This is a genomic window from Staphylococcus durrellii, from assembly GCF_015594545.1.
Lineage (GTDB): Bacteria > Bacillota > Bacilli > Staphylococcales > Staphylococcaceae > Staphylococcus > Staphylococcus durrellii.
The window spans coordinates 854,300-876,819 of record NZ_JADIIO010000001.1 but is presented as its reverse complement, the minus strand read 5'-3'; the positions used below and the strand labels follow the sequence as shown (position 1 = coordinate 876,819).

The window sequence follows — 22,520 nt, the reverse complement described above, 5'->3', positions numbered from 1 at the left end:
ATGACCTATTTCCTTCTTGAAATTATTCATTTTACTAACTTTATTGTAAAAATTTAACACATACCCCTTCTGCTGCTTCTGCATGATTATCAATTTGAGTTAATTCGCCTGTATTTTTATCTCTAGTGAATAATGTTAATGCATAGTCACCTTCTTGATGTGCACAAACTAAATAATCATCTGAGTTAGATATATTAAAGTCACGTGGGAATTCCCCACCACTATGCGTAATGTTAATTAATTCTAGAGACGAACCATCATTAGCTACTTTAAAAATTGCTATACTGTCGTGACCCCTATTACTTATATATAAAAACTGTTGATCTTGAGAAAGTCTAACTCCAGCTAATTTAGTATCTCCTGTAAAGTCGTCTGGTATAGTGCTGTGTCTTTCTACTTCTTTAAATTTTCCATCATGATAACTTACGACACTTACGATATTGGATAATTCATGAACGATATAAGCGTATTTATTATTACCATTAAATGTAATATGACGCGGTCCGTCACCAGGTTCAAACTGAGTCACTGCATATTCAGTTAATCCTTGTTGTCCATATTGATAAGTAACTACTCTATCAGATCCTAAGTCCATAGCAACTACATAATTATCAGGTGTTGTGTCTAATAAGTGTATATGAGGATGCTCTTGTCTTTCATTAGGACCTACAGGATAAGTATGCTGTAATTCTTGAATCAATTTGACTACTTTTCCTGAAGTTGTATCTAATTCATATATTCGAGCTAATCCTGCACCGTAAACAGATTCAAATAAAAATTGCCCATCTGGAGAAACTGACACATAACAGCCTGTACCAGCAGTAGATTCAAGACATTTATTAATCAAAGTTAATTTACCTTTATCGCCTATTTCAAAGCTTGCTACACCACAATCGTCTCCTTCACGTGTAATGGCATATAAATATGAGTTATATTGTACTAAGTATGTAGATGCTTCAATTTCATAGCCAGTTTCTGCTGTGGTAATTTGACCTTTTGCTTCATCTAGCTCAAAACGATAAATGCCTTTCCCTTCTTTTTTAGTATATGAACCAATATAACCTATTGTTGTCATGAAAACCCCTCCAATATTGATATAACTTCATTTTATTAAAGTTAGCTGAGAATAACAATTAATTAAATTTTATGTTTATCGTCTATCATTTATGATGCAACACTATGTTTTATCTGTTTATAGTAAATATCCGATGTTAAGCTGTGTAAGTTCAATTTTGTTAATGCTGATGATGCACTTATTTTGACGCCAATTGTTTTAGCTATCGCACATACTTTGGACTTAAATAAAAAAGTAATATTACCTATTTATCATTGCTAGTGACTTTATTGCAATATTTATAGCAATTGTATTCGTATTGTTAGCGCGCTAAACACCGCCTAGTACATACTAAAAAGTACTAAAAGAAGTACCGTATTTTTTTCCATTGAAGTATGCCTTTTCTTCTTTAATTTAGAAATTTTAGGTATTAATCACCTACTGGGTAATATACTTACATTTGCTGCTAGCCATAATTTACTTGTACACGTTATCGGTACTAGTTTCATGTCTAGCGTTTTTATCATCAGTGATAAATAACTTACACACTGTATTAATCGATTCGCTAACAATTAATCAAACCGACGTTTCTGAAAATACTCAAATAAGGCATGATTTATAATAGTGTAATTGGTTCATATTTAAGTCCTAAAATAACACCTATCGGCTCATTAGCTATTTACTGTGGTTGACATGTACTAACTAAAAATTCATTAAAATATCACAGTTGTCTTACTTTAAAACAGTTATTGTAATTACGCTACTAATATTATTTATCACTTTATTAAGCCGATACTTTACATTCATGCTTTTCGAACAGACTACACACAGACCAAGACATATCAAGATGTTTTGGTCTGTTTTTGGCAATGACTGATTATATAGAAATATGTATTTCTTTTTTATATTCATGTAAAAAATCACTTGCATTTAACAGAACATATGTTCTATTATTGTGTTGAGGTGATTTCGATGATTCCAGATCAATATAAACTAGAAAGCGATTATAGAAAAATCCCAAGAGAATATCTGTCTAAAGATATCCCTATGGGCAGAGGAATGGTTAAATGGGCACCCTTTGCCACATTGCCAGAACAATTTGAAACGATTCAAAACTATATAATTGATCAAAATAAAATAGACCGTCCCATTCTATCGGACGATCAATTAAATGAGTTAAATATACATTTGAATCAGTCTTTGCATAACGATCGACCTGTTCAGCTTGAATATTATCAAGAAGGATGGCTTAAATCATTATCGTTAACGGTGAATCATATCGATATGATAAATATGTATCTTACTGGGATAAAACATGATGACGGTGAAAACATTAAAATTTCTTTATTAGACATTACAAAAATTCAACAATTATAAATATTAATCAATATTAAACTTAATCAAACTCATATGATTTTAAATAGCCATGTAGGAGGAATAGAGTAGAGAATTGGCTTAGTGTATACGCAATTGCCTTAATGATTATAATGATAGACATTAAGATTATCGAAGACTTATACAAAAAAATAGAACACGTAACGTGTTCTATTTTTATAATTAATTATTAGCTTCAATATCTGATACGATTTCTTTTGTTTTGCTTTCGATGTCTTCAAAGTCTTTTTTGAAAATATAAGCAAATACCACTGCACCAACACCAGCTAAAAGTGATACAGTTAAGATTGTACCAAGTACAAATTTAATTAAACCTTTAATAAAATTCAACATTCTGATTCACCTCAATAATTTATTAACATCACTATCTTTAATGATAGCATACTTAAAAGCATCAATAAAAGTATACCTATTATTGGGAAATATATTCTAATAAAAAACATAATATTATATGATATGCTTACACTATTAATAATATACTTCTGTTAAAGATATAAGATTGAATACTTTATTTAACATTTATATAATATCATAATTTAAATGTGAGTGATATTATTAAAGATTTGAAGAACAATAAAAACGACTACTATACTAGTAGCCGTTTAATATTAGTAAGTTTTAGTTGTTCCACCATGCTGCGACTGCTGATTTAAATTGTTCATAATAATTACTCATAATATCACCTCATAGAGTTAATAATTAATTTATCATCGATGTTATAATCATCATATACACAACTATTAATAATAGCAATTAATATAAAATTACATTAAAGTTACAATATTGTTATATAAAGTGACATTAGGAGCGTTATCAATTATGCAAAATGTAAAATCAGATATAATGACCCACAGGGGTTCTCATTTTGACTTAGGCGTCAAAACTGCACAATGGATGCAACAAACCCCTCTTTTGAAGAACAGAGAAAAGGAATGGCGTAAACGTATGCCTCGGTTTGATATCCATATAAAAGAAACATACGAGATTTTTCAACATTATGCCCCTCATATTTGGGAAGAAATTATTGGAATGCAAGAAGTATTAAATTTGCCAACGAACCAAATGATATTAAACTTTGCACATTACCGTTTTACGCCATTAAAAAACAGTGGCTGTACCGTCTTTTTAGGTAATGATTACATGGTTCGCAATTACGATTACCATCCAGCAACGTATGATGCGCGCTATCTATTATTTAAACCGAATGATGGAGGGCTAGCACAATTAGGGCCTACTTCACGCGTAACCGGTCGCATGGATGGCATGAACGAGTCAGGATTAGTTATGGCATATAATTTTATGCATCGTAAACACCCTGGTGATGGTTTCGTATGCTATATGATAGGACGCTTAGTATTAGAATATTGCAAGGATGTTCCAGAAGCAATTCAATTATTAAAGTCATTACCACATAGAAGTTCTTTTAGCTATATTGTAATGGATAAAAATTTAAATCACGCTATTATTGAAGTAACACCAAGAACTATCGATGTGAGATATGATAAGACTTGCACTAATCATTTTAAGCTATTGACACATGAAAATAGAAATTATACGAAAGAATCAATTGAGCGTTTAGACAGATTAATTGCACAAGCTCCAGAACAAATTTCTAAGCACGAAGCCTTTAAACTTTTTAATAATCCTTCAAATGAAATATACAGTAAACTATTTAATAGCTGGTCTGGAACAATTCATACGAGTATGTATGAGCCACAATCCCTGTCAGCTTGGATTACATTAGGTGAAAATAAAGCGCCCACACAATTTAATTTTCAACAATGGCTAGAAGGACAGCCACTAGATCAGCATAGCTTTGAAGGCCAAATAGATACTAATCTAACTTTTGCAACATATTAATTAAAACATTATATTTAATCTACTATTCACTTTTCAATAAAACTGCTCTTTTCAAATTACACTTAGTCGTGTTTCCTTAGAAAAGAGCAGTTTTATATTTCATTTATTTAATAAAGATATTGCCATAGTCTGTATAAAATTCTAGAACATTATGGCTATTACCTACCTTACTATTTTTAAAGTATTTATTATCAACATGTGCTTTACCATTGTCAGGATTCAATTTCAGCAATGTGTCTTTAGGTTTCGTAGCATATGACATATGAATATTCCCTTTAGTCGTCGATGCTTTGATGTCAGATGTACTTTTCATTTCTTTTAAGTTAATACTCTTGTTTCGAGATAGTAGCACAGAATTTTTCATCAATGAGTTATTTACATCAATTTCTCTAGTTGTTTTAATATCACCATTTTTAATAATAGTGTTCCGCAAATACACTGGCGCAGATTTAGAACGATATTTTAAATTTTCAAACTGCGTATTTTTTATGTTCAAACCATCGCCACCATTGTAAGTAGTTTTGATGTTAACTTTACCTAATTTCAAGCCATTCATGTTGATCGTTTCAGAATTTAAATACATATTTAAGCGATTCTCCTGATTTTTAGGTACTGTAATAGTTAATTCACTTTCCATGCTTTTGAACGGGTTAAAGTTTAGACCATAATGATCTTCGTTGTTATTTTTTTCTTTAACAAATAATTTACCATCATGCTTATCAATTTCAACATCTTTTGTTCCTTTATAATTAATAGCCAATTTTTTACCGTGTATTACATTTACTTTAGCCAATTTTGTATTTACGTTTAAATTATTAATATCATTACCGTCAAGATTCTTATGTGCTTTATTGGTTTTATTATCTTGTTGTTCAAATGTAAACCATGAAATACAGGCAAATGAAAAACAGATGACAAATAAAACTAGTCCACTAATGAATAACTTCCTCATTTAGCCGCACTTCCCTTAATATTTTTTATATTCCAACGTAAATAACTCAAAATGATACGGTAAACTAATTCAGCTAGTTTTAAAATTAACACAAATAAGACGATGCCTAACCCTGTATACGAAAAAGCAAATAAATAATTACTTAAAGCCAAACTCACATTTCCATTTATCAAACCATGCACGATGAGTAAAATTGGTGAAATAAAGAATAACAGTGCAATTAATAATAATATAAACATAAAAAAAGCTACAAAAATCATTGGTATTAAAATAATGAGTAGCGATACAATACCCATACCTAATGATGCCATAATCGCTTTGAAAATCGTCTGAGCATTTGTTCTATATTCGGCATAACTAATAGCGTTTTGCGCCATTATTTCTTTCCCTAATGTTCTAGGAGATTCTAGTTCACCCACAATTTGGTACTCATTTTTCCCCCTTTGTTCCTCCTCAAAAAAGTATTCTTCATACTCATACATTTTATTGTCTCTAGCTTTTCTCGGTAAATGATTGAGTTCTTGTTCAAGTTCATTCAAAAAGGTAATTTTATCCACAATACCAACCGCCATTTAAATTTAGATTATATTTATATAGTTATATCTGATTAAGAATAAAAGTTAACTTCAAAGTTACTATGTAAATTACTTATTGTTTGTAAAACTCAAACTTTTTAATTTCCTCATGCTTAATAACCGCAGATAACTTAATACGATGCATTTTATCTATATATTGGATAAGTTTGTACCCTTTACCCAATTTACGTTCTGTATAATTACAGCCTAATTTACGCTTTAAATCCTCAAAAGAATCATTAATATGTACATTATCAATTGTTTTGATATCTTTATCTCCTGTGAGCGTAATACCCATAACAATCTTAGATTTCTTAGCGACTTTAATCACTAAATTAGGATGATTTATTTTATTATAAAAAGAATATCTATCAAGTTTTATTTTATTATTTTTCTCATATCCTAAGTGTTTAAATTTGTCTCCGACTGCAATATCATCTATTGTAAACGAAGATAAATCGGTCGATTTTTCATTTTTTATATGTACCCCAATCACTAATCCTACAATACTTAAAATAAGAAAAATTAAAGATATCGTTATTTTCATGTACAAATTCTTATTCATCAATATTTCACACTCCGACCTTATGTTTCAAATATAGCATAGCCCTTTTATTGTTGCATCCCTTAGCTCAACAAGTTAGTTTAAATCATTAATTTTTTAGGTAAAATAATTTCCCATAATATATTAATTTGCTATAATAACATCAATATCTAAAGGGGGTTACATAATGACAAGCTTAAAGACTTATTTTAATGATAGTCAGCCACTCAATGAGTATATTGAGCAAATGAGTGAAAATAAAGAAGATTTAATTACAATCTATAACTCTTTTTCACTTCCACAAGAAGATGATAGGCTGACAAAAATTAAGTCATTAAATTATAGTAAAGTGTTAGTTATAACGGAGGATTGGTGCGGAGATGCCATGATGAACCTTCCCATATTAAAAAGTATTACTGAACAATTAAATCTAGAAGTACGCGTGTTCCATCGCGATGATGATACTAATTTAATTGATCAATACTTAACTAATGGGACTGCGCGAAGTATTCCAATCTTTGTTTTTTTAAACGATGAGTACCAACAAGAAACGGTATGGGGGCCACGTGCTAGACAAGCACAAAAATTCGTTGAAGAAAGCCGCGCTAATTTGCCAAATAAAGATGATGCTTCCTATGAAGAGAAGTCGAATGAAGTTCATGCTATTATTACTAATCGTTATAAAACGGACTCACAGTTATGGAAAGCAGTTTATGATTCGATTGTAGAACAGTTACTCCATAAGTAACTTTCATAGCAATGCATCAAATAAGTATTATCATTTTCAAAATATAATAACAATAAAAAGACCCGTTAGAATATATAATCTAACGGGCCTCTTTATATTTAAATCTAAAATTTTTATATATCTTTTTTAGCCACATAAAATAAATTAATTACAAAAAGTATAATAATTGATGCACTAGAAATAAACCATTGCCAATGACTGAAAGTATAATCTCCAGACGTTGTTTTATCAGTTAAATAACTAAAAGGTATATATTTAAGTGAATCCTGAATATTATCCCCTATTTTAGGAATCATAGGTAAAAAAGGTTCAGCAAAAGGAACGATAAATACTAAAAAGATACCTAAAGTAAAGATTAATGCTGTTTTTGGCACAATTAATGAGAATAAGTATAACAATAATCCATAAAATAACTGGAAAATAATGTAGAAGACTAATAACTCAAAAAGCTTGTCAGTTTTTACATTTTTACCGTCACAAATATTTTGAATTACTAATACAAAAACAGTTAACAATGCCGTCATAATTATAGCAATTAAAATTATAGAAATAACTTTTGCTATTAAATAACTAATACGACTACTTTTCTTATTAAAATATAATTGAATTGTTCCTTGTGAAATATCACGTGTAATCGTTTTTATTACAAATAGTAAACCTACGATTGAGAAAAACCAACTTCCAATAGCTAAAATAGTATTCCCATTAACTTGATCTTGTTGTTGCATAAATAACGCTGTCATACCACCTAATGCAAGATAAGTTAATACAATAGCTAGATAAGTAAGTGGACTTCTCAAAATACTATAGATGTCATATTTTACCAATTGAATACTGTTCATTATTGGCCACCTTTCTGGTTAATATTAAAGTAAGTATCGCGTAACGAACTTTTACGTGTTTCAATATACGTTGGATACACTTCAATGCTCGCCAAACCTTTTAGTAATGATTGATAATTATTTTGTACTTTCAATATTATTTCACCTGTAGCTTGATCAGATTGAACGAAATCACTATGTTCACTAATATAAGATAAAGTGGTTTCAAAGTCAGAAGCATCTACTTTTACTACAGTTGAATCAGATGTTGTGCCCTGTTTCATGTTAACATCTTGAACAAATTGACCGTCTCTTAAAAATATAGCTCTATCACAAATCAACTCGATATCCTCTAATTTATGACTAGAGATGAGAATTTTCATATCTAAATCATTTACTAAAGATTGAATCGTGGTCAAAACATCAATTGAGCCATCTGGATCCATACCATTCGTAGGTTCATCTAAAATTAAATATTTAGGCTTGTTCATTAAAGAAACGGCGATTGCCAGTTTCTGTTTCATACCCATAGAATATTTTTTAACTTTTTTCTTAATATATTCGCGCATGCCAAAAGCATCTATAATATAATTGGCATACTGCTTATCAAATCCTTTACCTAGAACCTGAGCAAATAATTTCAAGTTATAGAGACCTGATTTATTATTGTATAATTTGGGATGTTCAATTAAATAACCTATATTTTCATCTCTAGCAGTATCAACTTGGCCTTTATAGTTAATAATATTGCCGTTCATAACTTTCATTAAAGTTGTTTTTCCGACACCATTTTTTCCTATTAAACCAACAATTTTACTCTCACCAAAATCAAATTCAATATGATCTAAGACATTGTTACTACCATAGGTTTTAGTTATATCTTGTAACTTCATAAGTTCCTCCTCGATGCATTGATTTGCTATTCAACACAGTTCACTATTATAAATTAAATCTCATTAATTTCAAATATACAATTAAAATTTATTAAAAAATTAATTGACTGTCTTACTTTCTGGCAATAATTTTTATCTGAATATACATACTATCATAAAAATAGTGCTAGCAATATAGAACCACTATCTTCTATATTATTAGCACCAGTTTTATTTTTTATTACGTTTTTTGAGTCGATCATTTCTTCTATTGATAAAAGCACAAATCATAAATAAAATTGCTGCAATAAGTAATTTTATACCTGAAGATTCATGTCCTGTAGATTGTAAATAATAACCTACTATAAAAACCACAATAGCGATGATGACAAATATTTTGGTTAAATGCTTCATTTTATTCACCTCAATCAACTTTATCTTATCAAATGCATTGATATTTTTAAAATGCAACAGCCAAAAAAAGATATGAGTTTAAAACGCTATTTAAATAAGTGAATTTCACCTAATGTCATATTTTATTATTTAGACCCATTCTTCTCAATATTGCCAAACTTCCAAATTAATGTGGAAATTAACCATGCAATGATAAATAATATGACTAATATATAGCCTAAATAGTCTAATTTGATTCCTTGTACATTAGACCAAAACGAATTATGTAAATGCAACTTATCAGCAATAATTTGCAATAATTCGATTAAACCAATGATTAATGCAGCAATTACTGAGATAGCGGTAATCGTAATATTATAGTAGATTTTGCGAATTGGATTATAAAAAGCCCAATTATAGGCAGACTTCATCAATATGCCATCTAATGTATCCAATAAACTCATGCCAGCCGCAAACAGAATAGGTAAAGCTAATATGCCCGCTAACGGTATGGCTTGTTGTGATGCGCCAGATGATAAAGCAAGCAATGCAATTTCACTTGCGGTATCAAAACCAAGACCAAATAAAAAGCCTAGCGGTAAAACATGCCAACTCTTACTTATAATTTTGAAATAAGATCCTACAAATCTCGTTATAAAACCTCTTGAAGCTAATAAGTCATCTATTTCATCATGTTTAATGCGCTGATATTGCATTTTCAAAAACAATTTAACTAATGAAATTAGGATGACTAAATTCAATATTCCTATTAGTAATAAAAAGAAACTTGATACTAGCGTACCAACCGTGCCTCCGATATCTTGAAAATGTGGCAATTCTTCTTTTGCCCATTTAACTGAAACACCTAATAGCACTGTCATTAAGAACACAACTGAAGAATGTCCAATAGAAAAATAAAATCCTACTCCAGCCGGATCTTTCTTTTGTTGTATTAATTTACGAACAGTATTGTCAATCGCTGCAATATGGTCGGCATCAAACGCATGTCTCAAACCTAAAGTATAGGCTAAAACGCCCATACCTATAAAAATTGGATATGCACTGCCGACACGCCATAAAATTCCAAAACCAATAATATGTAGTATTATGACTATTAATATATAAGGCAACCCGCTTAGATGATGATTTCTAAAACACTTCAAAAACGTTACCTTCTTTCTTATATTTATGTATTAAATGTCGCTAATATTATATATAAAAATTAAGCATAGCATTATTGTAATACGCCAATTACTTGTTCAACAAGTATTATTTTTAATTGTAAAATATTAATATAAAAGCCCTATTAAGACTAAGTTTAAATTAATTGTTTGCACTAGAATAAAAGTAATGCTACACTACAGTTGTATCCACAGATTATACTACACAAACCCCAAGTCTGATTGCGCCAGACTTGGGGTTTTTTGTGCAAGGCCACTACTTATCTTTCCATTTGTTTTCTAACCAAATTCGAAAAACAACTAGCACACTCCCTGATAATAAAGTTGCCATTGCATCTTGCCACCACGTCATATACTACACCTCCTACAAAATTTGACATGCAGGATTTCGATGGCCTATCCATATTCTAACACAAAAATAGAACATATGTTCGTATTTAAGGTGAGAAATTCTAAATTTTTAATTTAAATAGTGTGGACACTTTAACTTTAACTCATTTCAAGATAATATAAGTATTAAGAATGAAATAGTAAAAGAGAGGTTGAGTCCAACATGAATCCTTTAGCCTTAGACTTAAATGAACAATTATCTAATGCGAAACCGGAAATTGCAGATATGTTATCTGATCTTGGTAAGTTAATGTATTATCCAAAGGGTATTCTGTCGCAGTCCGCAGAAGCTAAATCAACACAATATAACGCTACAATAGGTATGGCTACATATAAAGACAGTAAAATGTATGCAGATACTTTAAATGATGTTTTTAACCATTTAGAGCCAGACGATATATTCCCTTATGCTCCACCTCAAGGTATAGAACCTTTACGTGATTTGTGGCAACAAAAAATGTTAAACGAAAATCCAGATTTGTCTCACACTTCAATGAGTCGTCCAATATTAACAAATGCTTTAACGCACGGTTTATCACTTATTGGTGATTTATTTGTAAATAGTCAAGATACAATTCTTTTACCAGAACATAACTGGGGCAATTATAAATTAGTTTATTCGACTAGACACGCTGCAGAAATCCAAACTTATTCTATCTTTGATGACGAAGGTCATTATTCAACAGAAGCTCTAGTTGAAACATTAGAAAACTATGACAAAGAAAAAGTTATCTTAATACTTAACTATCCAAATAATCCTACTGGTTATACGCCTACGAAAGATGAAGCTAATATAATAGTACAAGCTATTAAAAATTTGGCCGAGAGAGGCACTAATGTTATAGCTGTTGTCGATGATGCATATTATGGTCTATTCTATGAAGACGTATTTACACAATCTTTATTTACACCATTAACTAATTTACAATTAGATAATTTATTGCCAATTCGTTTAGACGGTGCGACTAAAGAATTTTTCGCCTGGGGACTACGCGTTGGTTTCTTAACTTTTGGCTTGCAAGACGAAAGAGCAAAATCTGTACTTGAAGCAAAAGTAAAAGGACTTGTCAGAAGTAATATATCAAGTGGTCCAATGCCATCTCAAAGTGCAATCAAATACGTTTTAGAAAATAACGAAAAATTTGATCAAGAAATTCAACACAATATAGATGTATTAGAGGAACGTTATAAAGTGACTAAAGAAGTTGTCTATGATGATAAGTATGCGACATCTTGGCAAGTTTACGACTTTAACTCTGGTTATTTTATGGCCCTAAAAGTACATGGCGTTGATCCAGAAGAATTACGCTTACGGCTTATCGAGCAATATTCTATTGGGATTATTGCGCTAAATAACACCGACATTCGTATCGCATTTAGTTGCGTAGAAAAAGACGATATTCCACACGTCTTTGATAGTATTGATAAAGCAATTAAAGATTTACAAAATGCTTAAATAATAAAAATACTGCGCTCAATGGTTATATAACCATTGAGCGCAGTATTTTTTATCTTTCTGATTTTAAAACTCTTGTCATTTCTTCAATTTTGCCCGCATGCAATGGTATATGAATTGCATTTAAAGTTAATAACTCATCTAAGCTATTACATCCAGCAATTGTTTCAGTTAACTTTTGTTCAAGTTGAACATCAGTTAAATTTTTAGCACGTTCAGGTAAATTTTTTATATTTTTAATAATTTCATCGATTGACGGAACATTCGAATTATCCCAATCTGCAGGACTAGTACCATAGCCAAATAGACTTGAATATAAAGCAACATCTACTTGGTTTTGTTCACTTAGTGATAAGGCCGATTCAAAAATAGTTAATACATGACCATATTGCCAGTGTAAAGTATTTGGAAATACGTCACTCTTATTATCAAGTACCTCTTCTACTCCCCACTTATCATATACAGATACTAAATAATTAACACCCATGTCGATTACATCATAAACTGTTTTATTTGTCATAATCTTGTCATCGTCCTTTCTGTAATTAGTAATTTTTAATAACACTAATTCTTATATTTCTTACAAACTTAATTCTACATCATATTAGTTTATTTTACCTTTTATAAAGTTTATAGCTTTATATATATTGTTAATTCCAAAGTTAAAATATATATTTGTGTAATATGTTTTGAATTATTATTAAAAAGATTATTACTTAACAATTAAGAAAATTGGATTTCCAAAAATTATTATGATTAGTAAGATATCATGAGCAATCATGTTCCAATTATTATCAAGATTATTGTTAAACCCTAAACCGTGCCTTATTTTATAAAATAGGCTTCTTTTTCACTTTTATTCTCCATAACATTTAACTCAATTACAGTGAATTCTATCATATAGATAATTATGAATCACATCTATACTTTAAGATGAACTTTACATATAATAGTTTGGATGGCAGTCGTCACAATTTATGACTTCAAAACAATGTTTTGCTCTACAAATACACGGATTTATATTTTACGACGCCGCTAAATTGGCATCAATAAAAAATTTGCTATCATAAACAAGTCTATAAATATTGCAGAAGTATTTTAACTTTTCTTTTGTAATCTACAATCAATCCCACAGTTCCATATCTATGGAGTGAAAATTAAATAAGCAAAGTACAATTCTGACTTATGACATTTCTTCTATTTTCTTTAGAAAAACAATATACATAAAGTTTCGTTTAATGTTCATTACTTAATAAAAAGCACTTTGAAAATAAAATCATTTCTAATTTCGGACATCAATGAATCGTGAATATGCTTCTTTTCATCACTATACCTTTATTTTATTCTTTTAATTTCTCCTTAGCTTTTTTAGGTATTTTAGATAAATGGACTTCTTTGTAATTTTTGACTTCTCCAACTTTATAATCTAATTCTAAGTAATGATTTCTTTTCAATTTTTTTGTAGCCATATATTTTAATTTCTTTTCTTTTCCATCCTTTTTGAATGCCTTACTTTTATATTTATATTCTTCAATTCCTTTACCCACGTTTTTTGTGCTTTCAGGGTAATCAATTTGAACATAATATTTCTCGTTTTTTATTAAAGGGTTAAAATTTGCAAGATTTCTCACGGTTTGATTATTTGTATGTGATTCAGCGTAATATTTCCACCCGTATAAAGCTAATAATATAATAATTATAATTGTTAAAATACTATAAAGTATTTTCATTGTTTAAACCTCCTAATGTTTTTCATAGTATCAAAATTAAAAAACTGTTTCCTTTGATTCATCTAACAAAATGGACAATAAATATGACATAATTGTCATGTTTTAAATACCAATTTAAAAAGCCCTCCACATTGGAGAGCTCACATAAAAATTAAAAATTATATTATTTTTTTGTAACTACATTATTATATTCTACTTTTCTAAAAATCCATCTTTATTCAAAAACGTGTTTTGAAAAGCAATAAGACTTTCTTTTACAAAATTACAATCTTTATCTTTGAAAAAAATTGCAGCTTCATGTTTTAACGGCAATCTATTTTTCAAAATTCCAATTCTATCTTTGAATAATTCTTCTACATTACCAAAAGTGATTATATCTTCATTTAAACAATCTGGTATTGTAAGAAGATCACTACCTATAAAGTAAGCAGCAAATAATTGATAAAAATCAATTTCATCAATTGAATCTAAGTATAGTAATTCTTTTCTTTTATCTCTTGGATTTTTAAATAAATTATAAAAGAACTTAGAAATGATATTTTTACGGTGATAAAATTTTAGTTCTGCTGACCTTTCATATGACAATAGTTTTAAATAACTATTTATATTTTTATTCAAATTCAAAAGTAACACCTCATTGATACACTTTACTTTTACCTACCCTTCTTTACCTTTGTTATAACTTATATGTTAGATTAACATGATTTTTTTATATTATTTAAATATGTAAAGCATGAATATCAATGGGAAAACTCCTATATTTTCAGTATTCTTCTATACATTGCATCGTTTTGTACCAAAACCCTATCCTCTATATGTATCTTTAATTTTAATATCATAAATAAAACGTTTTTTCTTACTTAACATCAAATATATGTAACCATAGGTCTCCTATATCCACATTATTATTAATCATAGATAGTAAATATTGATTACTTGTATCTAACACCTCTGGTAGTAAACTTTCAGATTCTGTACGAGCTCTTTCAATTGATTCCTCTTCCTCCAAATCACCACTTTTAACATGTTCTGCTGCATATTCAATCACACTTTATTCATAAAACATCTTTAAAGTTTGCTCTTTCATATTTTCTAAATAAGCACTCATAATTCATTTCCCTCTTATCTCAAAAATTCTTATTTTATGATATCATTATTTTTATTGATTGAATATTCAAATAATTATTATTAAGGAGTTTCAGACTATGATAAGAGCAATTTTATTTGATTTAGATGGAACAATTTTAGACAGACAATCTTCGCTAATAAAGTTTATTGATTATCAATATGACAAATTCATTGATCACTTAAATCATATTGATAAAAATGCTTTTAAAAGTAAATTTATTGAATTAGATCAAAATGGTTATGTTTGGAAAGATAAAGTTTACGCACAATTAATCGATATCTTTAATATTACTGGTTTAAGCGTTGATGATTTACTAGATAACTATATTAATAATTTTTGCAATCAGTGTTTACCATATCCTAACTTAAAAGAAACTTTAGATATATTTGCATCAAATGGTTACAAATTAGGCATTATCACAAATGGTAAATACCCCTTCCAATACAATAATATTAAATCGCTACAAATCGAACAATACCTGGATGTAGTTTTAGTTTCTGAAAAAGAAAGCATCAAAAAACCTGACCCTCTTATTTTTCAAAGAGCTGCTAAAAACTTAGATGTAGATTTATATGAGTGTCTGTTTGTTGGAGATAGTTTTAAAAACGATTATGAGGCATCTAGTTCAGCTGGAATGCATAGTATATATAGGTTAAACAATGAAAATGAAGTGCATAATGCGACTAATCACATTAAAAATTTGTATGAACTAACTGATATTGTAAAAAAGGCTAACGATCTTTTATAATATTCTCACCTTATAATATATTTCTACATAAAAATAACCACCTCAACGAGTAGCTGTGAAAAGTATGTTTTTATTAGATCGTAAATAAACATCTATTTGTCTATTTTAATATCCCAATTGTTTTTTAACGAACAAACAAATACGGTTAAGAATAAAAAAGCTACAATTAGGAATTATAATATTTTATTTATTGACGGTTATCTTAGTGGAGCATTAAGTATTTTAGGTCTTATTTTTATTACTTTAGTGTTACTATGCGCCACTATTTTATTCTCATATTTGATATTGAAGGGTGATTTCTCGCTTAAGGCTATTTTTTAAATATTAATTTCTATTGGTTTTATCATTGCAACATTATCTTTAAGCTCTGTTCCATTTATTGGCACTTTGATTGTCTTAGTAATAATTATTGTATTTATATCTTTCATTCTTAATTAAAGATAGTAACTTAAAAAGGACTGACAATCAGTTCTTTTTATTTACTTTAATATATTCAACAACTTATTAAACATCTCTCGAGTTATTTGTCTTAAACGCCAAATATACGTCCAACTTCTTTATAAGCCTTACCTTCTGCTAAAATCCAGAATATACAAAACTCTTTATCTGTAGCTACTTGTTCAACTATTGTTTCTAATTCATTTAAAAATATCGCAGCAACAACATTCATTTGCTCTATAGGCTTACTATCAACTTTGATATTCATATAAAAGAGATACAAGAAAAGTTACGCCATAAGGATATACAAACAACAATGAACATCTACAAAATCATATAAAAAAGACGCTTCCCAAAGGTTTAGTAACCTCATAGAAAACGTCTCAAAAGAATTGTTTTGAAATTGTTAGGTCATTCGAAAATGGTAAAAACTGTTAAATCAAAGTTTGACAGATATTTTACATCATACCTGGCATGCCGCCCATGCCTTGTTGTGGTTGTTCACTGTCACTTTTATCAGGAATGTTTGCTACAACTGCTTCAGTTGTTAAGAACATGGCAGCAACACTAGCAGCGTGTTGTAATGATGAACGTGATACTTTTGTTGGGTCAACAATACCTGCCTCAAGCATGTTTACCCATTCATTCGTAGCCGCATTAAATCCAACACCGACTTCTGCATTTTTAAGTCTTTCAACAATTATTGAACCTTCTAATCCAGCATTTTCTGCAATTTGTCTTACTGGCGATTCTAATGCTTTTAAGACGATATTGATACCAGTAGCAACATCACCTTCTGCCTCAATGTCATTTACTTTATCGTAAATATTCATAAATGCTGTTCCACCACCAGCTACAATACCTTCTTCTACTGCTGCTCTTGTAGAGTTTAATGCATCTTCAATACGTAATTTACGCTCTTTAAGTTCAGTTTCACTTGCTGCACCTACACGAATAACTGCAACACCGCCAGCTAATTTAGCTAAACGTTCTTGTAATTTTTCTTTATCAAATTCTGAATCAGTTTCTTCAATTTGTGATTTGATTTGGCTAACACGCGCATCAATGCTATTTTGATCTCCATCACCATTAACTACAGTTGTGTTGTCTTTAGTTACTTCTGCTTTGGTAGCAGTACCTAACATGTCTAATGAAGCTTCTTTAAGTTCTAAACCTAGATCATCAGTTATGACTTGCGCACCTGTTAAAATTGCTAAGTCTTCTAACATAGCTTTACGACGATCACCAAAACCTGGAGCTTTAACAGCAACAGCCGTAAATGTACCTCTCATACGGTTAAGTACGATGTTAGTTAAAGCGTCGCCTTCAACTTCATCTGCAATAATTAAAATTGGTCGATTTGATTGTACGACTTGTTCTAATAAAGGTAAAACGTCTTGGAATGAAGAAATCTTTTTGTCTGTAATTAATATATATGGATTATCTAATTCTGCAACCATTTTATCTGAATCTGTAACCATATATGGAGATTGGTAACCTCTATCAAATTGCATACCTTCAACGACTTCTAATTCTGTATTAAAACCATTTGACTCTTCAATCGTAATAACACCGTCGTTACCAACTTTTTCCATTGCTTCAGAAATGTATTTACCAATTTCTTCATCAGCTGCAGAAATTGATCCAACTTGTGCAATTTCGTTTTTATTTTCAACTTTTTGAGAGATATCGTGTAGTGCTTTGATTGCAACCTCAACTGCTTTATCGATACCTTGTCTAATACCTACTGGGTTTGCACCACTTGTAACGTTTTTTAAGCCTTCTTGAATCATTGCTTGGGCTAAAACTGTTGCAGTAGTAGTACCATCACCAGCTATTTCATTTGTTTTATTTGCTACTTCTTGAACTAATTTTGCCCCCATGTTCTCATATGGATCTTCTAATTCAATCTCTTTAGCAATTGTCACACCATCATTAGTGATTAATGGTGAAGTGTATTCTTTATCAAGTACCACGTTACGACCTTTTGGTCCAATTGTTACCTTTACTGCATTTGCTAATTTATCAACACCACGTAACATTGATTGACGTGCGTCTTCTGAAAATTTCAAATCTTTTGCCATAGTTTATTAAACCTCCGTCTTGTAAATAATTTATTTTGTAGTTACGCTTTATTTTTCAATAACAGCTAAGATGTCATCTTCATTTAAAATTAAATAAGTATCGTCGCCTCGTTTAACTTCCGTTCCAGCATATTGTTGGAATACGACGTTATCGCCTTCTTTTATTTCAGGAGCAACTCGAGTACCATTATCTAGTAATCGGCCTGCACCAACTGCAATTATTTTTCCTTCATTTGATTTTTCTTTAGCGCTATCTGTTAAGACAATACCACTTTTTGTTGTTTGTTCTTGTTCTACTTTTTCAATAATTACTCGGTTACCTAATGGTTTTAACATTATTTGTTCCTCCTTGTGTTTCATAACATTTAGCACTTATCTATATAGAGTGCTAATACAATTTTTATAATAATCAAATTTGGTCAATAATTCAAGTAAAAACTATTTCTTTATGCTTTATTTTGTGTAGCTCAATAATTTAAGCTAAAATAGTACATATTATTATTTTTGGAGGTTCACTATGTCTCGTTTATGGGTATCCATATTTACCTTAGTTATTTATGGACTTGCGCAAGTTGGTCCACTTATTTTAAAGGCTACAGGTGTTTTTGATAGTTTTAGTAACAAATCTCAAACTTACACTGTAATATTCAGCCAAGTTATTCTATTTATTATAGCTGCGATTATCATTACATTTTTACATAATAAAATTGCTAATCCAACTAAATTGGAATTACAAACTAAAGAACGTAAAAGATATATAGTCTTATGGGCAGTGGCTGGCTTTTTTATAGTCATGGTATATCAAATAGTTGCAGGTATGATTAATATTTATGTCTTAGGCGCACCACAGCAAAGCCCAAATACCGAAAGAATTATGGCTATTGCTAAAAAAGTACCATTATTTATCATATTAATTTCCGTCGTAGGCCCCATACTAGAAGAATATGTCTTCCGTAAAGTTATCTTTGGTGAATTATATAATCTCATTAAAGGAAATAAGGTAATTAAATTTATAATAGCCGGCGTTGTAAGTGCTACATTGTTTGCTTTTGCTCATAGCGATCCTTCATTCTTTATTATTTACTTTGGTATGGGATTAATCTTTGCAGGATTTTACGTCTATACAAAACGAATTTGGGTTCCTATTTTAATTCATGTATTTCAAAATGGTCTAGTAGTTATAATTCAAGTATTGATTGGCCCAGATAAAATTAAGGAAATGCAAAATGCAGCTTCATTTATCGTTCAATTCATTAATTAAAAAACATCTTAATTAATCCTTAATCGGATTAATTAAGATGTTTTTATTTTTTTAAATATTTATCTTTAGTTAATTTAACAATATAAGCAATGACGACACCAATAAAAATTATAGATATGGTTGCTACTAAAGCAAATAAAGCACGCTCAAACTTTAAATTATTTTTTCGGGCTTCACTTTCTTTTTTAGTTGTAGTCATTTCGTTGTCATCACTTTTTTGGTATTCATATGAACCCTGTGAGCGATTTTCTTTAGGTGATTTTAAATCTGGCATTGATCCAATTTCCCCTGTAATAAGTGCTAGTACTTGTTTATCTAAATTCTTATAATATGCATCAAATTTAATTGGATTAAAATATTGGAATTTAAAATAGTTTGTTCCTTTTTGTAATGAATTCAAGTATGAATTGTCCGAAAAAGTGTTTTTAGATACTACTTGATTAATTTGATTTTCTGAAACTGATTGTTTGTCTCTATCTAAACTTTTAACTTGCTTTACTACATATGGATTGTACTTAAATGATCCTGGAGCTTCTTTTTGAAGTTTATTCATGACGTTCTCATCATCTCTTTGATTATCGTATTGCTGGTTATTACTGTTCGGATTTGTATTGTTGTTTTTTTCATTATCATTATAATTTGAAGCACTATTATTGTTATACCAATAATAGCGTTGATTTTGGTTTTTATCTCTTTGTTGATTGTTATTATGCCAATGATAAGTTGTGTTGCCACCATTATTATAGTTATATGATGTATTATTGCCTGAACCATTATTTTTATTTTGGTTATTAGCTTTAGTATAATTTGAGCTATATCCTGATTGTCTATTATTATAATAGTTTTGTTCACTATTAGTGTTACGCCCATTTACATTATTATTGTAATTTGACTCTCCCTGGTAACTATTCCAGCTTGATTTACTTCCATAATTGTTTGAAGTCGCATTATTTGAATTGTTAGCTGGTGTATAATCAGAGCCATCACTAGTATTGGGATAACGATTTCCATTATTATTTTCAGGTGAACCTCCACCTGCTCCGCCACCGTTAGTCGGATTACTTCCTGTTGAATTATTACCTTGGTTGCCTCCTGATGAAGTATTGGAGGAACCTCCTTCACCAGATGCACCGTCGTCTACTCCACCACCTGCGTTATTATTACCAGTTGGATTGTTACCTTGATTGTCTCCCGCTGTATTATCTCCTGCTGAACCATTGGAGGCATCCTCTTCACCTGTACCTCCTCCTGCTCCGCCACCGTTAGTCGGATTATTACCTTGATTGTCTCCCGCTGTATTATCTCCTGCTGAACCATTGGAGGCATCCTCTTCACCTGTACCTCCTCCTGCTCCGCCACCGTTAGTTGGATTATTACCTTGATTGTCTCCTGCTGTATTATCTCCTGCTGAACCATTGGAGGCATCCTCTTCACCAGAACCTCCTCCTGCTCCGCCACTGTTAGTCGGATTATTACCTTGATTGTCTCCCGCTGTATTATCTCCCGCTGAAGCATTAGAGGCATCCTCTTCACCTGTACCTCCACCTGTACCAGCGTCATTTGCAGTATCACTATTCTCAGTAGCATCTTCGCTTTTGGCAAGATAATCAATATTATTTCGAGAATCTTCGTTGCTATCTTCTGCTACGTCGCTGTGATTGCTAGTATCACTATCATTATTACTCTTATTAGTACTTTTATCTGAATTGTTGTTATCTTGATTTTTGGGAGCAGTAGCATTTGAGGCATTACTGCTTGTATTCTCTACATTAGTGCCATCTGCTTGTTGGGTTTGGTTATTTGTGTTGGGATCTACTGAATTAACATCTGACAAGTTACTTTTAGTAGTGTTTTTACTATTATTTTCATCATTGGATAATGCCTTATTAGCACCATATATAGGCGAAGTGAACATTGATACACTTAAGCATAAAGCTACACTAGAAGTCATTAATTTTTTACGCTTATTATATTTCAACTCAATCACCTACCTATCTTTACAAGTTATTTAATACCAGTATATTAGAAATGCAGTTTATTTTCATCTTTAATTCGTAATTTGCAAAATAATATTAATATAAATGAAAATTAATGTAAAACATTATTTACTTTTATCAGTATATTTATTATACTAGGTATATATTATAAATAAAAATTAAGGAGCAATGAAACAATGGGAATTTTAAAAAACAATAAAAGTAACTTAACTTCATTTCAAAATGCAATAGAAAATAGACGTACTATTTACAATTTAGAACAAGAAATCTCAATATCAGATAAGCAATTAGAGGAAATTATTGCTCATGAAATTAATCATGTCCCTTCTTCTTTTAATTCTCAATCTACTCGAATCGTATTATTATTAAACGACAATAATGATAAGTTTTGGGAAATTGCAAAAGAAACACTTAAAAACAAAATGGGCTCTGACAGAGATTTCCAACCAACTGCGGACAAAATTGATAATTTTAAACATTCTTACGGTACGATTTTATTCTATGAAGATGAAGAAGTTATTGAAGGATTACAAAATCAAATGCCAAATTATGCAGAAAACTTTTCTGTGTGGTCTACACAAACAAATGCTATGCACCAATTTGCTATTTGGACAGCATTAAGTACAGAAGGTATCGGTGCTTCATTACAGCACTATAATCCTTTAGTTGATACTGCTGTAGCAAAAGCATTTGATATACCAAAAACTTGGAATTTAATGGCACAAATGCCATTTGGTAATATTAGACAAGAAGCAGGCGAAAAGTCATTTACTGATGTTGATGCACGTTTCTTAGTACGCAAATAATTATATATAGAGTACGAAGCCAAAACTCTTATTTAAGAGTTTTGGCTTTTTTGTTTATTATTTAAACACACAAGGTTGTCTTTTTG

Annotated in this window: 26 protein-coding genes and 1 pseudogene; 9 read left to right on the top strand and 18 right to left on the bottom strand. The window is 30.2% G+C overall.

What is annotated here, in order from left to right; genetic code table 11:
- Positions 1–40 precede the first annotated feature (40 nt).
- Positions 41–1,075, bottom strand: a complete 1,035-nt coding sequence (gene pglS / locus ISP02_RS04145) for a 6-phosphogluconolactonase (protein ID WP_195720371.1) — start codon at positions 1,073–1,075, stop codon at positions 41–43.
- A 590-nt stretch (positions 1,076–1,665) separates the two neighbouring features.
- Between pglS and ISP02_RS13255 the strand changes: the two genes are divergently transcribed.
- Together ISP02_RS13255 and ISP02_RS04135 are read left to right on the top strand one after the other, a co-directional pair.
- Positions 1,666–1,746, top strand: coding sequence for an ArsB/NhaD family transporter (locus tag ISP02_RS13255; protein ID WP_195721825.1), 81 nt, complete (start codon positions 1,666–1,668; stop codon positions 1,744–1,746).
- Positions 1,747–2,026: 280 nt separating this feature from the next.
- Positions 2,027–2,431, top strand: a complete 405-nt coding sequence (locus tag ISP02_RS04135; RefSeq protein WP_195720370.1) for a YolD-like family protein — start codon at positions 2,027–2,029, stop codon at positions 2,429–2,431.
- A 180-nt stretch (positions 2,432–2,611) separates the two neighbouring features.
- On the opposite strand, the gene ISP02_RS04130 is transcribed toward ISP02_RS04135, so the two are convergent.
- A complete protein-coding gene (locus ISP02_RS04130; protein WP_103295289.1) occupies positions 2,612–2,782 on the bottom strand; it encodes a hypothetical protein in 171 nt (56 codons plus the stop codon).
- A gap of 486 nt (positions 2,783–3,268) precedes the next feature.
- On the opposite strand from ISP02_RS04130, the gene ISP02_RS04125 reads away from it, so the two are divergent.
- Positions 3,269–4,309 carry a C45 family autoproteolytic acyltransferase/hydolase gene (locus ISP02_RS04125; protein WP_195720369.1) on the top strand — a complete coding sequence of 347 codons (1,041 nt, stop codon included), beginning with the start codon at positions 3,269–3,271 and terminating at the stop codon, positions 4,307–4,309.
- 103 nt (positions 4,310–4,412) lie between these two features.
- Here ISP02_RS04125 and ISP02_RS04120 read toward each other — a convergent pair whose 3' ends face one another.
- The 3 genes from ISP02_RS04120 to ISP02_RS04110 all read right to left on the bottom strand — a co-directional run bounded on the left by ISP02_RS04120 (position 4,413) and on the right by ISP02_RS04110 (position 6,404).
- Positions 4,413–5,261, bottom strand: a complete 849-nt coding sequence (locus ISP02_RS04120; RefSeq protein ID WP_195720368.1) for a DUF4097 family beta strand repeat-containing protein — start codon at positions 5,259–5,261, stop codon at positions 4,413–4,415.
- The gene (locus tag ISP02_RS04115) at positions 5,258–5,818 is read right to left on the bottom strand and encodes an HAAS signaling domain-containing protein (RefSeq protein ID WP_195720367.1); all 561 of its coding nucleotides are present in this window, start codon (positions 5,816–5,818) and stop codon (positions 5,258–5,260) included. Before ISP02_RS04115 ends, ISP02_RS04120 begins: the two co-directional genes overlap by 4 nt.
- A 91-nt stretch (positions 5,819–5,909) precedes the next feature.
- Positions 5,910–6,404, bottom strand: coding sequence for a hypothetical protein (locus ISP02_RS04110; RefSeq protein WP_195720366.1), 495 nt, complete (start codon positions 6,402–6,404; stop codon positions 5,910–5,912).
- Between the two features lie 163 nt (positions 6,405–6,567).
- Here ISP02_RS04110 and ISP02_RS04105 point away from each other — a divergent pair, with 163 nt between their 5' ends.
- Complete coding sequence (locus tag ISP02_RS04105) at positions 6,568–7,128, top strand: thioredoxin family protein (protein WP_195720365.1); 561 nt, start codon at positions 6,568–6,570, stop codon at positions 7,126–7,128.
- A gap of 113 nt (positions 7,129–7,241) precedes the next feature.
- Here the strand turns inward: ISP02_RS04105 and pmtD are convergent, their stop codons facing one another.
- The 5 genes from pmtD to ISP02_RS13250 form a co-directional block, all read right to left on the bottom strand.
- Positions 7,242–7,970 (bottom strand): phenol-soluble modulin export ABC transporter permease subunit PmtD, encoded by a 729-nt coding sequence (pmtD, locus tag ISP02_RS04100; RefSeq protein ID WP_195720364.1) that lies wholly within the window; start codon positions 7,968–7,970, stop codon positions 7,242–7,244.
- On the bottom strand, positions 7,970–8,842 hold the full coding sequence (gene pmtC / locus ISP02_RS04095; protein ID WP_195720363.1) for a phenol-soluble modulin export ABC transporter ATP-binding protein PmtC: 873 nt from the start codon (positions 8,840–8,842) through the stop codon (positions 7,970–7,972). The genes pmtD and pmtC overlap by 1 nt, the downstream gene beginning before the upstream one ends.
- A 210-nt stretch (positions 8,843–9,052) precedes the next feature.
- Positions 9,053–9,235: an SE1626 family protein gene (locus ISP02_RS04090; RefSeq protein WP_195720362.1), complete on the bottom strand. Its 183-nt coding sequence runs from the start codon at positions 9,233–9,235 to the stop codon at positions 9,053–9,055.
- 125 nt (positions 9,236–9,360) lie between these two features.
- Positions 9,361–10,377 carry a HoxN/HupN/NixA family nickel/cobalt transporter gene (locus ISP02_RS04085; RefSeq protein WP_195720361.1) on the bottom strand — a complete coding sequence of 339 codons (1,017 nt, stop codon included), beginning with the start codon at positions 10,375–10,377 and terminating at the stop codon, positions 9,361–9,363.
- A gap of 274 nt (positions 10,378–10,651) precedes the next feature.
- Positions 10,652–10,747, bottom strand: a complete 96-nt coding sequence (locus ISP02_RS13250) for a Trp-rich small protein (RefSeq protein ID WP_407697222.1) — start codon at positions 10,745–10,747, stop codon at positions 10,652–10,654.
- 201 nt (positions 10,748–10,948) lie between these two features.
- On the opposite strand from ISP02_RS13250, the gene ISP02_RS04080 reads away from it, so the two are divergent.
- A complete protein-coding gene (locus ISP02_RS04080) occupies positions 10,949–12,241 on the top strand; it encodes an aminotransferase class I/II-fold pyridoxal phosphate-dependent enzyme (protein ID WP_195720360.1) in 1,293 nt (430 codons plus the stop codon).
- Positions 12,242–12,293: 52 nt separating this feature from the next.
- Here the strand turns inward: ISP02_RS04080 and ISP02_RS04075 are convergent, their stop codons facing one another.
- The 4 genes from ISP02_RS04075 to ISP02_RS12965 form a co-directional block, all read right to left on the bottom strand.
- Complete coding sequence (locus ISP02_RS04075) at positions 12,294–12,761, bottom strand: DinB family protein (RefSeq protein WP_195720359.1); 468 nt, start codon at positions 12,759–12,761, stop codon at positions 12,294–12,296.
- An 820-nt stretch (positions 12,762–13,581) separates the two neighbouring features.
- Positions 13,582–13,971, bottom strand: a complete 390-nt coding sequence (locus ISP02_RS04070; protein WP_195720358.1) for a YxeA family protein — start codon at positions 13,969–13,971, stop codon at positions 13,582–13,584.
- A gap of 192 nt (positions 13,972–14,163) precedes the next feature.
- On the bottom strand, positions 14,164–14,595 hold the full coding sequence (locus ISP02_RS04065; RefSeq protein WP_195720357.1) for a hypothetical protein: 432 nt from the start codon (positions 14,593–14,595) through the stop codon (positions 14,164–14,166).
- A 232-nt stretch (positions 14,596–14,827) separates the two neighbouring features.
- Positions 14,828–15,019 carry a hypothetical protein gene (locus ISP02_RS12965; protein ID WP_235980492.1) on the bottom strand — a complete coding sequence of 64 codons (192 nt, stop codon included), beginning with the start codon at positions 15,017–15,019 and terminating at the stop codon, positions 14,828–14,830.
- A gap of 157 nt (positions 15,020–15,176) precedes the next feature.
- On the opposite strand from ISP02_RS12965, the gene ISP02_RS04055 reads away from it, so the two are divergent.
- The gene (locus ISP02_RS04055) at positions 15,177–15,848 is read left to right on the top strand and encodes an HAD family hydrolase (protein WP_195720356.1); all 672 of its coding nucleotides are present in this window, start codon (positions 15,177–15,179) and stop codon (positions 15,846–15,848) included.
- 529 nt (positions 15,849–16,377) lie between these two features.
- Here ISP02_RS04055 and ISP02_RS04050 read toward each other — a convergent pair.
- Positions 16,378–16,554 carry a hypothetical protein gene (locus tag ISP02_RS04050; protein ID WP_195721890.1) on the bottom strand — a complete coding sequence of 59 codons (177 nt, stop codon included), beginning with the start codon at positions 16,552–16,554 and terminating at the stop codon, positions 16,378–16,380.
- Here ISP02_RS04050 and ISP02_RS04045 point away from each other — a divergent pair.
- A pseudogene (locus tag ISP02_RS04045) lies at positions 16,546–16,687 on the top strand (site-specific integrase); the annotation flags it as partial. The gene ISP02_RS04050 and the pseudogene ISP02_RS04045 sit on opposite strands and share 9 nt — an antisense overlap.
- Before the next feature lie 57 nt (positions 16,688–16,744).
- Here ISP02_RS04045 and groL read toward each other — a convergent pair.
- Positions 16,745–18,370: a chaperonin GroEL gene (gene groL / locus ISP02_RS04040; protein WP_195720355.1), complete on the bottom strand. Its 1,626-nt coding sequence runs from the start codon at positions 18,368–18,370 to the stop codon at positions 16,745–16,747.
- Between the two features lie 48 nt (positions 18,371–18,418).
- Positions 18,419–18,706: a co-chaperone GroES gene (gene groES / locus ISP02_RS04035; RefSeq protein WP_195720354.1), complete on the bottom strand. Its 288-nt coding sequence runs from the start codon at positions 18,704–18,706 to the stop codon at positions 18,419–18,421.
- Between the two features lie 181 nt (positions 18,707–18,887).
- Here groES and mroQ point away from each other — a divergent pair, with 181 nt between their 5' ends.
- Positions 18,888–19,631: an intramembrane glutamic endopeptidase MroQ gene (mroQ, locus tag ISP02_RS04030; protein WP_195720353.1), complete on the top strand. Its 744-nt coding sequence runs from the start codon at positions 18,888–18,890 to the stop codon at positions 19,629–19,631.
- A gap of 43 nt (positions 19,632–19,674) precedes the next feature.
- On the opposite strand, the gene ISP02_RS04025 is transcribed toward mroQ, so the two are convergent.
- Positions 19,675–21,609: an SdrH family protein gene (locus ISP02_RS04025; protein ID WP_195720352.1), complete on the bottom strand. Its 1,935-nt coding sequence runs from the start codon at positions 21,607–21,609 to the stop codon at positions 19,675–19,677.
- A 195-nt stretch (positions 21,610–21,804) separates the two neighbouring features.
- Here ISP02_RS04025 and ISP02_RS04020 point away from each other — a divergent pair, with 195 nt between their 5' ends.
- Complete coding sequence (locus ISP02_RS04020) at positions 21,805–22,434, top strand: nitroreductase family protein (RefSeq protein ID WP_195720351.1); 630 nt, start codon at positions 21,805–21,807, stop codon at positions 22,432–22,434.
- Positions 22,435–22,520: the final 86 nt, after the last annotated feature.